The sequence below is a fragment of the Yimella sp. NH-Cas1 genome, assembly GCF_022359705.1.
GTDB lineage: Bacteria > Actinomycetota > Actinomycetes > Actinomycetales > Dermatophilaceae > Yimella > Yimella lutea.
Genome location: NZ_JAKSGG010000003.1, coordinates 582196 through 596544 on the forward strand (window position 1 = coordinate 582196; position 14349 = coordinate 596544).

A 14349-nucleotide genomic window follows, 5' to 3' on the forward strand; every position below is an offset into this window, starting at 1 on the left:
GCAGGAGAGTGCATCATCGCCGAGTTGAGCAAGGACGCTGCGCAGGACCGTCCGTCCCCAGCGCCGTCCCCGACACCGTCCACCGGGATCGACAATGCCGTCGAGGTTCGCGGCGTCACCAAGCGCTTCCCGGGCGTCGTGGCCAACAAGGACATCGACATCACCGTCCGCCGCGGCACGATCCACGCGCTCGTCGGTGAGAACGGCGCCGGTAAATCCACGCTGATGAAGATCCTGTACGGCGTACAGAAACAGGACGAGGGCACGATCGCCATCGACGGCAAGGTCGTCCCGCTGAACAGCCCCTCGGATGCCATCGCCGCCGGCATCGGCATGGTGTTCCAGCACTTCAAGCTTGCCGACAACCTGACGGTGCTCGAGAACGTCGTGCTCGGCGCCGAGAAGCTGCACGGCATCGGCGCCAAGGCGCGCGCCAGGATCGAGGAGATCTCGGCGACCTACGGCCTCGGCATCCGTCCCGGTGACCTGGTTGAGAAGCTCGGCGTCGGCGATCGCCAGCGGGTAGAAATTCTCAAGGTGCTCTACCGTGGCGCGAAGATCATCATCCTCGACGAGCCGACCGCGGTGCTCGTGCCGCAGGAGGTCGACGAACTCTTCGACAACCTCATCGGGCTCAAGGGCGAAGGCCTGACGGTCATCTTCATCTCGCACAAGCTGGACGAGGTGCGCAAGGTCGCCGACGAGATCACTGTCATCCGTCGCGGTACCACCGTCGGCACCGCCGATCCGAAGCAGATCACCTCGCGGCAACTCGCCGAGATGATGGTTGGCTCCGAGCTTCCGACACCCGAGACCACCGAGTCGACGGTCACAGACAAGGTCGTCCTGGACGTCCGCGGCCTCAGCCTGCGCGAGCTCGGCGTCGCGCCGGTCCTCAGCGACATCGACCTGACGATCCACGCCGGAGAGGTGCTCGGCATCGCGGGTGTCGAAGGCAACGGCCAGGCGGAGTTGGTCGAGGTCATCATGGGCATGCGCGAACCCAGCGCCGGGCGCATCACCTACCTCGGCCAGGACATCACCGACTGGGACACCCGCCGCATCCGCGAGTCGGGCGTGGGCTTCATCCCCGAGGACCGTCACCGCCACGGACTCGTGCTCGAAGCTCCGTTGTGGGAGAACCGGATGCTCGGGCACCAGACCGAGGAACCGAACTCCAGGGGAATGATGTTGTCTCCCAAGGCAGCTCAGGCCGATACCGTCCGGATCGTCGAGCAGTACGACGTCCGCACCCCTTCGATCAACGTGATGGCGAGCTCGCTGTCCGGCGGTAACCAGCAGAAGCTGATCGTCGGGCGCGAGATGAGCCACCACCCCAAGGTGCTCATCGCCGCCCACCCGACCCGCGGTGTCGACGTCGGCGCGCAGGCCGCGATCTGGGACCACATCCGCGACGCGCGCCGCGAAGGCCTGGCGGTGCTGCTGATCTCGGCCGACCTGGACGAGTTGATCGGTCTGTCCGACACCATCCGAGTCATCCTGCGTGGACGCCTGTCCGGTGAGTTCGAACCCTCGAAGGTCACCGCCGAAGACCTCGGCGCCGCCATGACCGGCGCCTCGCACGACGAAGAGAGGGCCTCGTGAGCAACAGCCCGACGGCCGACGCAAAGACCGGCACGAAGGCCAATCCGGCGAACGTGTCAAGGAAGACTGTCGACTGGCAGAAGATCGGACTGGCCGTCCTCGCGCCGTTGTTGGCGATCGCCGTCGCCGTCGTCATCACCTCGCTGGTGTTGTTGATCTCCGGCGACCCGATCGGGCCGGTGTGGAAGGTCTTCCTGTCGACGCCCGCCGAGGGGATGCCGGCCACTATCCTCAACGACACCGCCGTCCTCTACCTGTCCGGTGCCGCGGTCGCGATCGGGTTCCGGATGAACCTGTTCAACATCGGCGTCGACGGGCAGTACCGCGTCGGTATGTTCGCGGCCGCGTGGTTCGCCGGCAACGCCTGGCTACCCGGTCCCCTCAACGTGATCGTCGCGATCGTCGTCGCGATGATTGCGGCCGCGTTCTGGGCCTGGATCGCAGGCATCCTGAAGGTCAAGCGTGGTGTCTCCGAGGTCATCTCGACGATCATGCTGAACTCCATCGCGACCGGCCTGGTGGCCTGGCTGCTCACCCGCACCGCCACGTCGGTGGAGGGATCGAACGCCACGTCCACCAAGCGGATCCCGGAGAGCTCGCACGTGCCCGCACTGCCGTTCTGGAACACCGACTTCAGCAATGTGTTCGGTCTGTCGCTGCTCGCGGTGGTGGTCGGCGTTCTCTACTGGTTCGTCCTCGGACGCACCCGGTTCGGCTTCGATCTGCGCACCACCGGGTCCTCCGAGACGGCCGCGGTCGCCAGCGGCATCAACGTCAAGAAGATGACGCTGACCGCGATGGTGATCTCCGGCGCGGTGGCCGGTCTGATCGGCATGCCGCAGTTGTTCGGCAATGACTACGCGTACGGCACCAACAGCCAGGCAGGCCTCGGCTTCGCGGGCATCGCGGTCGCGCTGATCGGTCGTAACCACCCGGTCGGTATCGCCTTCGGTGCGTTCCTTTGGGCGTTCCTGAACGCGCAGTCGAACAGCCTGCAGATCAACGCCGGAGTGAGTCCGGCGTTGGTGAACATCATCCAGGGCATCATGGTGCTCGCCGTGATCATCGCCTACGAGATCGTCCGTCGCATCGGTGTTCGAGCCGAGCGTAGGAAGGTGGCCCAGCAGTTGGCCGCCACCCCGTCGCCCGTCGCAGCACAAGGAGCCTCGGCATGAGCTCGGCAACGTTGACCCGCAAGCGCCGCGACACCGGTACGCCTTCGCGTTTCGCACTGCCCGCGAGCAAGTGGGCGCGGGCCGGCCTGGCGATCTTCGCGGTCGTCCTGCTGCTGTCGATCCTGCGCACCATCTCCGGCGCGAACGACATGGACTCCTCCGGTGCGATCGCCGCAGCCCTCGCTCTGGCCGTCCCGATCGCGCTCGCCGCGCTCGGTGGTCTGTGGGCGGAACGGGCCGGCATCGTCAACATCGGTCTCGAGGGGATGATGATCCTCGGCACCTGGGCGGCGGCGTTCGGCACGATCAAGGGTGGCGTGGTCGTCGGCATCATCTGCGGCATCCTCGGTGGCGCCTTCGGCGGCGCACTGCACGCCCTCGCGACGGTGGTGTTCGGCGTCGACCACATCGTCTCCGGCGTCGCGATCAACATCATCGGCCTGGGTCTTGCCAAATACCTCGCCGACCGCGTCTTCTCCACGATGGAGGGCGGCGGTCCGACGCAGTCGCCGGCCTTGGACGACGTCTGGTCGTTCAGCGTCCCGGGGGTGGACGCGCTGAAGGACATCGAGACCGAACACTGGTTCTTCGTCTCCGACGTCGCCGGCATCCTCGGCGGCCTCGGCACCAACCTGTCGATGCTCACCGTGCTCGCGGTGGCACTGGTCATCGGCTCGATCTTCGTGCTGTGGCGCACCACCTTCGGCCTTCGTCTGCGTTCCTGTGGTGAGAACCCCTGGGCCGCAGAAACTCTCGGTATCAACGTCCTGATGTACAAGTTCATCGCCGTGCTGATCTCCGGCGGCCTCGCCGGCCTGGGCGGCGCGTTCCTGGCGATGGTCGCCGGCAACGGCTACGTCGAGGGACAGACCGGTGGACGTGGCTACATCGGCCTTGCCGCGATGATCTTCGGCAACTGGCAGCCGATCGGCCTCGCCGTCGGAGCACTGCTGTTCGGCTACACCGACGCGATCCAGTTGCGTCAGGGTGGCCCGACGCTGCACGCGCTGCTGCTCGCGGTGTCCGTCACGCTGATCCTGATCGGTCTGTGGCAGCTGATCCGCAACAAGCGGATCATCTCCGGTGTCCTCGGACTGGTGCTCGGTGCCGCGCTGCTGTACTACTACTTCACCAGTGACTCGGTGCCCACCCAGTTCACCTCGATGACCCCGTACGTGACCACCTTGTTGGTGATGGCCGTCGCCTCGCAGCGATTACGAATGCCCGCGGCCGACGGGCAGGTCTATCGGAAGGGACAGGCCGGCTGATGTCTGACATCGACTGGGAAGTGTTGCACCGCAAGGCGATCGAGGCGATGCGCCGCGCGTACGCGCCGTACAGCAATTTCCCGGTCGGCGTCGCCGGCTTGGTCGACGACGGGCGCATCGTGTCGGGTTGCAATGTCGAGAACGCGTCCTACGGCGTCGGCCTGTGTGCCGAGTGCGGGATGGTCAGCGAACTGGCCCGCACCGGCGGTGGACGCCTGACCGCGGTCTACTGCGTCGGCGGTGACGAGTCCGCGCTCATGCCCTGCGGACGCTGCCGGCAGCTCTTGTGGGAACACGGGGGGCCGGCGTGCCTGCTGCAGACCCCGCTCGGGGTGAAGCCGATGTCCGAAGTACTGCCACAGGCCTTCGGCCCCGACAACCTCACCTGACCGCTGGTTGAGGTGCTGCCGCAGGCCTTCGGCCCCGACAACCTCACCTGACCGATGTCTGAGGTGCCCGGCTACTTCAAAGCCGCTTGAGGACCGGACGCCACGAGAAGCCGACGGCCGGAAGGGGATACAAAACCGTCCGTCGAACCGAACGTTCCAACCGGCGAACTCGAAACGTGGTCGCTGAAGAGCCGATCAGCTCGGCAGTGGCAGGTCGGTCGGAATGGAGCCGTTGAAGCTCTTGGACGCGCACGTACCGCTGACCTGGGTGAACGTCTGCGAGTCGGCCGGATCGACCTCGCCGGGCTTGCCGTTCTTGATCGCGTTCAACGTCTTGGCCGAGAACCTGTCGTAGCCCTCGTCCACCATGCACCCGGCAAGCTTGTCGGCGGCGGGACCGGGAATGTGCTGGCCCTGGTAGTACTGCTTCAGACCGTTCTTGACCTCGTCCTTGGAGGGCTTGCCGGCCGCCTGATCGTTGGATTCGCCGGGAGCACTCGACTCAGGCGACCTCGACTCGCTCGAACCACCGTCACTCTTGTCGCCGTTGTCTGCCTGCGAAGACGTCGCCGGCTCGGAGTTCTTGGAATCGTCGCCCAGCATGCCGCACCCGGTGAGTCCGAGAGGAGCAGCGAGCAACAGAGCGGCGGCAGACAGCGACAAAGAACGCTTGCGGGACATAGTGTTCCTCCGGGAAGCAGGCCAGTGGCGTTGATGGTCCTAGTTGTAGCCCGATGACTCGGCGCACTGGGCGTGTGACGCGGACCCCGCCCTGATGGTTCCGCGATGACCGCGTCCAGCTGCACATGGTTGGATCGATGCATGAGTGAGCGTTTCGATGCCGTCGACGTGATCCGCACCAAGCGGGACAAGCAGACGCTGAGCGACGAACAGATCGACTGGGTCGTCGACGCGTACACCCGCGAGGTGGTCGCCGACGAACAGATGGCGGCGCTGGCGATGGCCATCCTGCTGAACGGAATGACGCGCGAGGAGATCTCCCGCTGGACGAACGCGATGATCGCCTCCGGCGAGCGCATGGACTTCTCCTCGCTGTCGCGTCCCACCGCCGACAAGCACTCCACCGGTGGCGTCGGCGACAAGATCACGCTCCCGCTCGCGCCGCTCGTGGCCGCGTGCGGCGTTGCCGTACCGCAGCTGTCCGGTCGCGGCCTGGGCCACACCGGCGGCACGCTCGACAAGCTCGAGGCGATCCCCGGCTGGCAAGCCTCGCTCAGCAACGAGGCGATGCTCGATCAGCTGGAGGAGATAGGCGCGGTCATCTGCGCCGCCGGCAGCGGACTGGCACCGGCCGACAAGCGCCTCTACGCGCTGCGCGACGTGACCGGCACGGTCGAGGCGATCCCGTTGATCGCGAGTTCGATCATGAGCAAGAAGATCGCCGAGGGCACCGGCGCATTGGTGCTCGACGTGAAGGTCGGTTCGGGTGCGTTCATGAAGGACGTCGAGAACGCCCGCGAGCTCGCCTCGACCATGGTGCAACTCGGCAAGGACGCAGGCGTCACCACCGTCGCGTTGCTCACCGACATGTCGACGCCGCTCGGCCTCACCGCCGGCAACGGGCTCGAGGTGCAGGAGTCGGTCGAGGTCCTCGCCGGTGGCGGTCCGTCCGACGTCGTCGAACTCACCGTCGAACTCGCCCGCGAGATGCTCAAGGCCGCCGGCAAGGACGACGTAGACCCCGCCGACGCACTCAAGGACGGCCGGGCGATGGACGTGTGGCGCACGATGATCGCCGCCCAGGGCGGTGACCCGGACGCCGAACTGCCGACTGCCAAGGAGACCCAGGTCATCGAGGCCGACGCGGACGGTGTCGTCATCGAACTCGACGCGCTTGCGGTCGGTGTGGCCGCCTGGCGGCTCGGCGCCGGACGTGCCCGCAAGGAGGACAAGGTGCAGGCGGCGGCCGGCGTCCAGATGCACGCCAAGCCGGGCGACCGCGTCCGCAAGGGCGACCCGTTGCTGACCCTGCACACCGACACCCCCGAGAAGTTCGAGCGCGCGGCCGAGGCTCTCGAGGGCAAATGGGCCATCGGGGAGTCGGCGGACGACCGCCCCGACCTCATCATCGATCGAATTTCCTAGAAGGACGACGACATGGTTGAGCACTACGACGAAGCAATCCGGATCCCCGTCCCGGGCGGGAAGATCATCGACGAGCACATCGGTGCGGCGAGCACGGGCGAGACGTCGATCTCGGTCGCGCACATGGTCGCGCCCGCCGGTTGGGACGAGCCCTTCCAGACCCCGCAGTTCGACGAGTACACGATCGTGCTCAAGGGCACCGTGATCGTCGACCACGACGGTGGCCGGTTGGAGGTCAACGCTGGTGAGTCAGTGAAAACCGTTGCCGGCGAACGCATTCGCTACTCCTGTGGACATCAAGGTGCGGAGTACATCGCGGTCTGTCTGCCGGCGTTCAGCCCCGACACCGTGAACCGGGAGGACTGAGCGATGCACGAGGTTCGTCCGAAGATCAAGGCCCTGCCGAAGGTGCTGCTGCACGACCACCTCGACGGTGGGGTGCGTCCGCAGACCGTCCTCGAACTGGCCAGGGAAGTCGGGTACGACGGTCTGCCGGTCGACGACGTCCAAGGACTCGCGGATTGGTTCCGCGATAGCGCCGACTCCGGCTCGCTCGTCCGTTACCTGGAGACCTTCGCCCAGACGGTTGCCGTCATGCAGACCCGGGACGCGTTGTTCCGGGTGGCGTCGGAATGTGCCCAGGACCTTGCGGACGACGCAGTCGTCTATGCCGAGGTGCGTTACGCACCCGAGCAGCACCTCGAACAGGGTCTGACCCTGGAGCAGGTGATCGAGGCGGTGAACGCGGGATTCCGCCACGGTGAGGCGCGTGCCGCCTCGGCCGGCCACCCGATCCGGGTTCGTGCGTTGCTGACCGCGATGCGGCACGCTGCCAAGAGCCGCGACATCGCCGAACTCGCCGTGCGCTACCGCGACCAGGAGGTCGCTGGGTTCGACATCGCTGGGGCCGAGGCCGGCTACCCGCCCACCCGTCACCTGGACGCGTTCGAGTACCTGCGCCGAGAGAACGCACACTTCACCATCCACGCCGGGGAGGCGTTCGGCCTGCCGAGCATCTGGGAAGCCATCCAGTGGTGCGGTGCCGAGCGCCTCGGTCACGGCGTGCGAATCGTCGACGACATCGATGTTTCCGAGACCGATCCGAAACTCGGCCGGCTGGCGGCGTTCGTGCGCGACCGGCGCATCCCGTTGGAGATGTGCCCGTCATCGAACATCCAGACTGGTGCCGCCGAATCCATTGCGGCACACCCGATCACGATGCTGAAGGACCTTCACTTCAGGGTCACGCTGAACACCGACAACCGGTTGATGAGCGATACCTCGATGTCGTGGGAGATGCAGAAACTGGTCGACGAAGCCGGCTGGGACCTGGACGACCTGCGCTGGGTGACGGTGAACGCGATGAAGTCGGCGTTCCTGCCGTTCGAACAGCGACTCGCCCTGATCAACGACGTGATCAAGCCCGGTTACGAAGCGGCGGCCCGCGGCGCCCTGAGCTGAGTTCGTTTTCGCTGGTTGAGCCGGTCTGCGTAGGTCCGTCCGCGGGAGCCGAACGTTTCCGCTGGTTGAGCCTGGCAGCGTAGGTCCGTCCGCGGGTGCCGAACGTTTCCGCTGGTTGAGCCACGCTGATGACGAAGGAATCAGCGTGCGCCGAAACCCGGTGAGGTTCACGGCTGCTCGTCCACGTGTTGTCGGGTGGGCGTCGCAGGTTGCGTTGGTTTCGGCGCGCGTGACTTCGTTCCTCAGTCACGCGGCTCAACCAGCGATGGCGACTCAGCGCAGGACGCGGGCGCGTAGGGCGGCTTCGCGCTGGAGGCGTTCACGGTCACGCTTGCGCCGTTCGGCGAGCACCGCGGCGAGCACGGCGTCCATCGGGGCGCCCGGGGGCGGGGCAGGAGACACCCGCGGCATCACTTCGGCCAGCAGCGCGCGTCCGACCTGCTCGCGTGCGACCGGGCTCAGCATGTCGGTGCGGGTGAGGTACTGCCGGATCTGCATGGCGACGCCGTCGGGCAGCGCGCCCATGTCGGCTCCGGACGCCCACGGAATCAGCGCAGGTGGCATCCACGGGCCCGGCGGCAAGCGCATCGCGGTCTCTTCGCGTACGACATAGGTGCCGGCGGCGAGGTCGCCGATCCGTTTCGCGCGCGTGGACAACATCGCGCTGACGACTGCGGGCACGCCCATCAGCAACCAGATCTCGATGATGCCGACAAGGCCACGCACGAACGCATGCCGGAAGGTGATCGGACCACCGTCGTCACGGACCACGCGCAGTTTCATCACGAGCTTGCCGAGGCTGCGGCCTCGGGTGAGCAGCTCAACACCGACCGGGACCACCAGGAAACCGGTGACGGTGAGCAGGATCCCGATGATCGCGGCCTGAGCTTCGGTCACGCTGCCGCCCAGCCAGGTGAGTGCAAGTGTGGCGAGGAAGAACCCGGAGAAGATCACGATGTAGTCGATGATCGCGGCAATGACCAGCGACGCGACGGAAGTCGCGGGCACATCGATGAGCACACCCTCACCGGTGATCATCGAGTCGACGTCGGACCCGCGTAGCGCACGCTTCGGTGCGGCGGGGGAAGTCGTCGAGTTCGCCATCACCCGCAGCGTACAGTTCGGGTGTGGATCTGGACGCTTACGTGGAGGCGCACGGACACGAGTGGGCCCGCCTGCAGGAGCTGACCACGAAGCGTCGACTCGACGTGTCGGAGTCCGACGAACTCCTCGACCTCTACCAGCGCACCGCCACCCATCTGTCCCATATCCGCTCCACCGCGCCCGATCCCGGTGTGACCCAGTACCTCTCGACGATTCTCGCGAAGTCGCGGGCCAAGGCGATGGGCACGCGATCGAGTTCGTGGACGGCGGTGGCGGGATTCTTCGTCGAGACGTTCCCGGCGATGTTGTACCGCTCCCGCCGCTGGTGGCTGATCACGATGTTCGCCAACTACGCGGTCGCCCTGGCGCTCGGGTGGTGGGTGATGGCGCACCCCGGCGTCCAGTCGTCGATGTTGTCCGCAGAAGAGATCGACCAACTGGTCAACCACGACTTCGAGAACTACTACCACGAGAGTTCGAACGCCGACTTCGCCGCTCGTGTGTGGACGAACAACGCCTGGGTGGCCGCCGTCTGCCTCGCGGCCGGAGCGCTCGGTCTGCCGGTCATCTACATGCTTTGGCAGAACATCTCCAACCTCGGACTCATCGGCGGACTGATGGCAGATCACGGCCGCCTCGACCTGTTCTTCGGGATGATCCTTCCGCACGGATTGCTCGAGCTGACAGCGGTTTTCGTCGCCGCGGGCGCCGGTCTTCGGATGTTCTGGTCGTGGGTCGAGCCGGGGCACCGCAGCCGGGCGAGCAACTTCGCCCGCGAGGCGCGTTCGACGATGACGCTGGCTCTCGGACTCATCGTCGTGCTGTTCGTAACGGGTCTGATCGAAGGCTTCGTGACACCGTCCGGACTACCGACCTGGGCGCGCATTGCCGTCGGCGTCATCGCCGAACTGCTGTTCTTCGTCTACGTGTGGACCCTCGGCAGGGACGCCGCACGACGCGGTGTCACCGGCGACCTCACCGGGGTCGACGCCACCGCCGAAGCGCCGTCGCGCGGCTGAGTCAGATCGAGAGCCGAGTACCGCGGTTCGCGGACTCGGCGGCCTGGGCCACCCAGTCGGGGAGTCGGCCTGCACGCCCGCACCGAGGATCCTCACCGGACTCGCAGTGTGGTCACAGCAACCCCTGACGTTTGAGCAGCAGGTAGTGGTCGACGAGTGCGACCGGCAGCTTGTCGGCGGGCTCGTCGATGACCGTCGCACCCAGGCGGCTGAGCGCGGACGTGGTGCGGGCACGCTGTTGCATCGTGCGTTCGGCGGCAGCGGCTTCGTAGGTCTGCGCGATTCCGTCGCGCTGGGCTGCAGCCTGCACGACCGAGCGGTCGGCCACGGAGGCGACGACGACCCGGTGGTGCTTGGTGAGGCCGGGCAGCACCGGAAGAAGGCCTTCCTCCAGGGCGGCCGGTTCGAGCGGAGTCAGCAGCACGACGAGTGACCGGCGGCGGGTAAGACTGTTGACCGCACCGGCGAGCGTGTTCCAATTCGCTTCCAGCAGAACGGCTTCCAGCGGTGCCATCGCGGTCACCATCGAATGCAGCAACTCCGAGCGGTCCGACTTTCCGATCACCCGTCCGCGCACTGTGCGGTCGCCTGCGATGAGATCGACGCGATCGCCTGCGCGGGAGGCGACCGCGGTCAGCAGTAGTGCAGCATCCATCGCCGAGTCGAGCCGCGGCATGTCGTCAATGCGTCCGGCGCTGGTGCGTGAGGTGTCGAGCACCAGGATGATCCGGCGGTCGCGTTCGGGTTGCCAGGTGCGCACGACCGGGTGTTGGCGGCGAGCAGTGGCTCGCCAGTCGATGCTGCGCACGTCATCACCGTCGACGTAGTCACGCAACGAGTCGAACTCGGTGCCCTGGCCGCGGATGCGCACCGCCGAGCGTCCGTCGATCTGACGCAGTTGAGCGAGTTTGCTCGGCAGATGCTTGCGGGAGGCGAACGGGGGTAGGCAGCGCACGAACCCCGGCAGCTCGAAGGAGCGCTGTCGAGCCGCGAGGCCCATCGGGCCGAACGACCGCACCGTCACCCGGTCGGCTCGCCGGTCGCCACGCCGGGTCGGTGACAACGTGGTGGTCAGTCGGCGGGTCTCGCCGCCGGGTATCCGGGCATCGTGCCGGTCGCGGCCGGCCCCGGCGGACGGCTGCCAGGCGTCCCGGATCAGTGCGTGCAGCGTCCGACCGGTCGGGTTGCGTACCAGCAGACTCGTCGTCGTGCTCTCGCCCAGCCGCACCGACTCGACGGGTTCCCGGCTCAGGGCGAGCTTCTTCGGCGACGGCGCCGACAGCAGGTCGAGCGCGACGAGCACACCGACCAGCGCCAGCCACAGCCAGACCGACGACTGCTGCGGACGCAGCACGACGAACACCAGGCCCAGCAGGGCCAGGAGCACGGTGCGTCCGGTGACAGCCATCAGTGGGTCCTCAGCAGGTCGTCAGCAGGTCGTCAGCAGGTCGTCAGCAGGTCGTCAGCGCGGTACCGGGACGGCGCCGATGGCCGACCGCAGGACGTTCTCGGTGGTGACGCCTTCGAGTTCGGCCTCCGGGCGCAGCGCGAGACGGTGCGACAGTGTCGGCACGGCCATTGTCTGGACGTCGTCCGGAGTCACGAAGTTGCGGCCGTTCAGCCACGCCCAACCTCTGGCTGTGGACAGCAGTGCCGTCGCCCCGCGCGGGCTCACCCCGAGCGACAGCGACGGCGAGTGCCGGGTGGCGCGCGCGAGGTCGACGATGTAGGCCAGCACGTCCGGGCGCACCTCGACGGTTCGCACCGCCTGCGCGCCGGCGGTCAGGTCGGCAGGCGACGCGACGGCGCGGACGCCCGCGGCGCGCAGGTCCTTGGGATCGAATCCTTCGGCATGACGGCGCAGCACCTGCACCTCGTCGTCGCGCTCGGGCAACGGGATCGAAATCTTCATCATGAAGCGGTCCAGCTGTGCCTCCGGCAACGGATAGGTGCCTTCGTACTCGACCGGGTTCTGCGTGGCGGCGACCATGAACGGGTTCGGCAACGCACGCGGGGTGCCGTCGATCGACACCTGGCGCTCCTCCATCGCCTCCAGCAGCGACGACTGCGTCTTCGGGGGAGTGCGGTTGATCTCGTCGGCGAGCAGCAGGTTGGTGAACACCGGACCGGGCCGGAAGGTGAAATCCGAACTGCGCGAGTCGAACACGAGCGATCCGGTGATGTCGCCGGGCATCAGGTCGGGCGTGAACTGCACCCGCTTGGAGTCGATCGCCAGGCTTGCCGCGAGGGTGCGGATCAGCAGCGTCTTGGCCACACCGGGTACACCCTCGAGCAGGACATGGCCGCGCGCGAGCAGAGCGATCACGATCGCCGTGACGGCGGCATCCTGACCGACCACCGACTTCGCGACCTCGCTGCGCACCCGCTGCAACGCCTCGCGGGCCGCTTCGGGGTGAGCGGCATCCGGGTCGGGGGACTGGGACTTGTCCAGATCGGTCATCAGCGGCGGACCTGCCTTTCGAGTGCCGAGAGTTCATCGGCCAGTTTGCTCAACGTCGATTCGTCGATGGTTCGTGGGTCGTCGGCCAGCAGGACGCCGACCTCATGCGGTTCGCGTCCGCTGTGCAGCGCCACCTGGTGGACGAGGTGTTCGTCGTCGATGCCGGGCGGAAGGCCGAGGTAGCGACGCACACGGTCGCGGGTCGCCGAACGCAGCACCGCCGCCGTGCGGGAGGTGTCGCGAGCCTTGCGGTAGAGCTGCCCGCGCGCGGCGGTGGTCTCGTTGGCGTGGACGATCACCGGCAGCGGTTCGGTCACCAGACGTCCGAGGCGTCGACCGCGCCAGAACATCAGGAGCAGCACGCACGCCGAGGTCAGCCAGAGCGCCGGCATCACCCACCTCGGGAACACCGTCTCCTGCTGCGCACTGGACGACTTCGGATCGAATCCGCCGGAGTACCAGAGGAGTTCGCCGGTCTGGCCGAGTGCTCGCAATCCGAGTGCGGCGTTGTCGCCGGTCTTCATCGTGCTGTTGGTGAGGATGTCGGTGCTGCCGATGACCAGCAGCGCCGGACGCCGGTCGGCGGCCGGAAGTTCGAACACGACGCCCTCGGAGTCGTCACCGAAGCAGGAAGTCGCACCCGCCGGAACGGCGTAGCTGACCGAGTCGGCCGACATGGTCAGCGAGCGAGCCCATGCCAGCGAGCATTCCTGGCCTGCGGCCGTGGCGGTCGACGTCCCGCCGGCTTCGGTGGTGATCTCGAACGCGTCCTTCAGCAGGTGCGGGTGTGGTGCGATCAGGATGAGTCGTGCGCTGTCGCGATGGGCAGACGCGATCTCGCGCAGCCGGTCGGCCGAGACGGACGTCGGGTCGCTCACCAGCACGGTCGTGCCCTTGCCCGGCGGTCGGTCTTGCAGCTCGTCGACATCGGTCACTCGATGCACGTCGACACCGTTGGCGCCGAGCACGCTCGCCACGGCCTCGGACCCGCCCTTGCCGGGGTTCTGCGGATCGAGCGGAATCTCGTTGCTGCGGTTGAGCATCGACATGACGCCGGCCACGACCAGCACGAGTGCGAGGACTGCAACGGCAGCGAACAGACGGCGGCGGGTCATCGCGTGACCGCCGGGTGCGCAGGACGGCTGCGGGCGAGGGACGCATCGAGGTCACGCATCGCCTCGACGACCGGACGTGGCGGCACGCGTCCGCCGTACCGCACCTCGTCGAACGTGCGTGCGGCGGCGTCGATATCGGCCCGGCGGTCGGGAAAGGCGTGCGAGAGCTCGTTCGCGACCTCGTGCGCTGTTGCGCCGGGTCGTGCGGAGACGATCGTGCGGTCGGCACCCCGCCGGGCGAGCGCTCGGAAGTACTGCACATGGGCCAGGGCAGTGTCACCGTCCGCCAGCGCGCGGTCGCCCGCCGCGCGTAGTTCGTCCGCGTCGAGTTCGGTGGAGATGACCTCGTCCACGTCGTGGTCCGAACCGCGTTCGGGTCCTTGACGACGTCGAATCCTGGTGAGGCCGAGTCCGATCAGGGCCGCCAGCATGATCAATGCCAGGCCCAGCCAGAGGGGCGGCAGCGAGCCGGCGCCGTCGGTGAGATCGGCCAGTCGTTCGTTCAGCCAGTCCATCAACTTCTGCAGGAGGGTACGCCGGTCGCCGTACTTGGGCTTGCTCAACTCGTGCTCGAGTTGCCTACGCGCGTCGTCGGACGACGGTTGCAGGGGCGGCTCGAGGCGGGCGAACATCGTCAGTACAGGAT

At 67.2% G+C, this 14349-nt stretch carries 14 protein-coding genes; 8 read left to right on the forward strand and 6 right to left on the reverse strand.

Annotated elements, in window-relative coordinates; translation table 11 throughout:
- Positions 1-24: 24 nt before the first annotated feature.
- From MF407_RS03185 to MF407_RS03200, 4 genes are read left to right on the forward strand one after another with little or no spacing between them, the layout of a single operon-like run.
- The gene (locus MF407_RS03185) at positions 25-1605 is read left to right on the forward strand and encodes an ABC transporter ATP-binding protein (RefSeq protein ID WP_239701261.1); all 1581 of its coding nucleotides are present in this window, start codon (positions 25-27) and stop codon (positions 1603-1605) included.
- On the forward strand, positions 1602-2780 hold the full coding sequence (locus tag MF407_RS03190) for an ABC transporter permease (RefSeq protein WP_239701264.1): 1179 nt from the start codon (positions 1602-1604) through the stop codon (positions 2778-2780). The genes MF407_RS03185 and MF407_RS03190 overlap by 4 nt, the downstream gene beginning before the upstream one ends.
- A complete protein-coding gene (locus MF407_RS03195) occupies positions 2777-4048 on the forward strand; it encodes an ABC transporter permease (RefSeq protein WP_239701267.1) in 1272 nt (423 codons plus the stop codon). Before MF407_RS03190 ends, MF407_RS03195 begins: the two co-directional genes overlap by 4 nt.
- Positions 4048-4437 (forward strand): cytidine deaminase, encoded by a 390-nt coding sequence (locus MF407_RS03200; RefSeq protein WP_129625890.1) that lies wholly within the window; start codon positions 4048-4050, stop codon positions 4435-4437. The genes MF407_RS03195 and MF407_RS03200 overlap by 1 nt, the downstream gene beginning before the upstream one ends.
- Positions 4438-4632: 195 nt before the next feature.
- Here the strand turns inward: MF407_RS03200 and MF407_RS03205 are convergent, their stop codons facing one another.
- Entirely contained in the window at positions 4633-5118 is a 486-nt protein-coding gene (locus MF407_RS03205) for a hypothetical protein (protein ID WP_129625889.1), read from the reverse strand.
- A 141-nt stretch (positions 5119-5259) separates the two neighbouring features.
- Between MF407_RS03205 and MF407_RS03210 the strand changes: the two genes are divergently transcribed.
- Genes MF407_RS03210 through MF407_RS03220 form a run of 3 tightly spaced genes read left to right on the forward strand, consistent with a single transcriptional unit; the run spans position 5260 to position 8004 of the window.
- Positions 5260-6543, forward strand: a complete 1284-nt coding sequence (locus tag MF407_RS03210) for a thymidine phosphorylase (RefSeq protein ID WP_129625888.1) — start codon at positions 5260-5262, stop codon at positions 6541-6543.
- Positions 6544-6555: 12 nt separating this feature from the next.
- Positions 6556-6909: a cupin gene (locus tag MF407_RS03215; RefSeq protein WP_129625887.1), complete on the forward strand. Its 354-nt coding sequence runs from the start codon at positions 6556-6558 to the stop codon at positions 6907-6909.
- Between the two features lie 3 nt (positions 6910-6912).
- Entirely contained in the window at positions 6913-8004 is a 1092-nt protein-coding gene (locus MF407_RS03220; RefSeq protein ID WP_129625886.1) for an adenosine deaminase, read from the forward strand.
- A gap of 273 nt (positions 8005-8277) precedes the next feature.
- On the opposite strand, the gene MF407_RS03225 is transcribed toward MF407_RS03220, so the two are convergent.
- Positions 8278-9108, reverse strand: a complete 831-nt coding sequence (locus tag MF407_RS03225; protein ID WP_239701268.1) for an RDD family protein — start codon at positions 9106-9108, stop codon at positions 8278-8280.
- Positions 9109-9131: 23 nt separating this feature from the next.
- On the opposite strand from MF407_RS03225, the gene MF407_RS03230 reads away from it, so the two are divergent.
- Complete coding sequence (locus MF407_RS03230; protein WP_239701269.1) at positions 9132-10127, forward strand: stage II sporulation protein M; 996 nt, start codon at positions 9132-9134, stop codon at positions 10125-10127.
- Positions 10128-10239: 112 nt separating this feature from the next.
- On the opposite strand, the gene MF407_RS03235 is transcribed toward MF407_RS03230, so the two are convergent.
- From MF407_RS03235 to MF407_RS03250, 4 genes are read right to left on the reverse strand one after another with little or no spacing between them, the layout of a single operon-like run.
- Positions 10240-11535, reverse strand: coding sequence for a DUF58 domain-containing protein (locus tag MF407_RS03235; protein ID WP_129625883.1), 1296 nt, complete (start codon positions 11533-11535; stop codon positions 10240-10242).
- A gap of 54 nt (positions 11536-11589) precedes the next feature.
- Entirely contained in the window at positions 11590-12588 is a 999-nt protein-coding gene (locus MF407_RS03240; RefSeq protein ID WP_129625882.1) for a MoxR family ATPase, read from the reverse strand.
- Positions 12588-13703, reverse strand: a complete 1116-nt coding sequence (locus MF407_RS03245; protein WP_239701270.1) for a DUF4350 domain-containing protein — start codon at positions 13701-13703, stop codon at positions 12588-12590. The genes MF407_RS03240 and MF407_RS03245 overlap by 1 nt, the downstream gene beginning before the upstream one ends.
- Positions 13700-14335: a DUF4129 domain-containing protein gene (locus tag MF407_RS03250; RefSeq protein WP_239701271.1), complete on the reverse strand. Its 636-nt coding sequence runs from the start codon at positions 14333-14335 to the stop codon at positions 13700-13702. The genes MF407_RS03245 and MF407_RS03250 overlap by 4 nt, the downstream gene beginning before the upstream one ends.
- Positions 14336-14349 lie beyond the last annotated feature (14 nt).

Excerpts from the sequence above, each read along its gene's own strand:
- MF407_RS03215 (WP_129625887.1), top strand. The coding sequence starts at position 6,556 with ATGGTTGAGCACTACGACGAAGCAATCCGGATCCCCGTCCCGGGCGGG.
- MF407_RS03240 (WP_129625882.1), bottom strand. The coding sequence starts at position 12,588 with ATGACCGATCTGGACAAGTCCCAGTCCCCCGACCCGGATGCCGCTCAC.
- MF407_RS03205 (WP_129625889.1), bottom strand. The coding sequence starts at position 5,118 with ATGTCCCGCAAGCGTTCTTTGTCGCTGTCTGCCGCCGCTCTGTTGCTC.
- MF407_RS03225 (WP_239701268.1), bottom strand. The coding sequence starts at position 9,108 with ATGGCGAACTCGACGACTTCCCCCGCCGCACCGAAGCGTGCGCTACGC.
- MF407_RS03250 (WP_239701271.1), bottom strand. The coding sequence starts at position 14,335 with ATGTTCGCCCGCCTCGAGCCGCCCCTGCAACCGTCGTCCGACGACGCG.
- MF407_RS03195 (WP_239701267.1), top strand. The coding sequence starts at position 2,777 with ATGAGCTCGGCAACGTTGACCCGCAAGCGCCGCGACACCGGTACGCCT.
- MF407_RS03245 (WP_239701270.1), bottom strand. The coding sequence starts at position 13,703 with ATGACCCGCCGCCGTCTGTTCGCTGCCGTTGCAGTCCTCGCACTCGTG.
- MF407_RS03235 (WP_129625883.1), bottom strand. The coding sequence starts at position 11,535 with ATGGCTGTCACCGGACGCACCGTGCTCCTGGCCCTGCTGGGCCTGGTG.
- MF407_RS03200 (WP_129625890.1), top strand. The coding sequence starts at position 4,048 with ATGTCTGACATCGACTGGGAAGTGTTGCACCGCAAGGCGATCGAGGCG.
- MF407_RS03220 (WP_129625886.1), top strand. The coding sequence starts at position 6,913 with ATGCACGAGGTTCGTCCGAAGATCAAGGCCCTGCCGAAGGTGCTGCTG.
- MF407_RS03210 (WP_129625888.1), top strand. The coding sequence starts at position 5,260 with ATGAGTGAGCGTTTCGATGCCGTCGACGTGATCCGCACCAAGCGGGAC.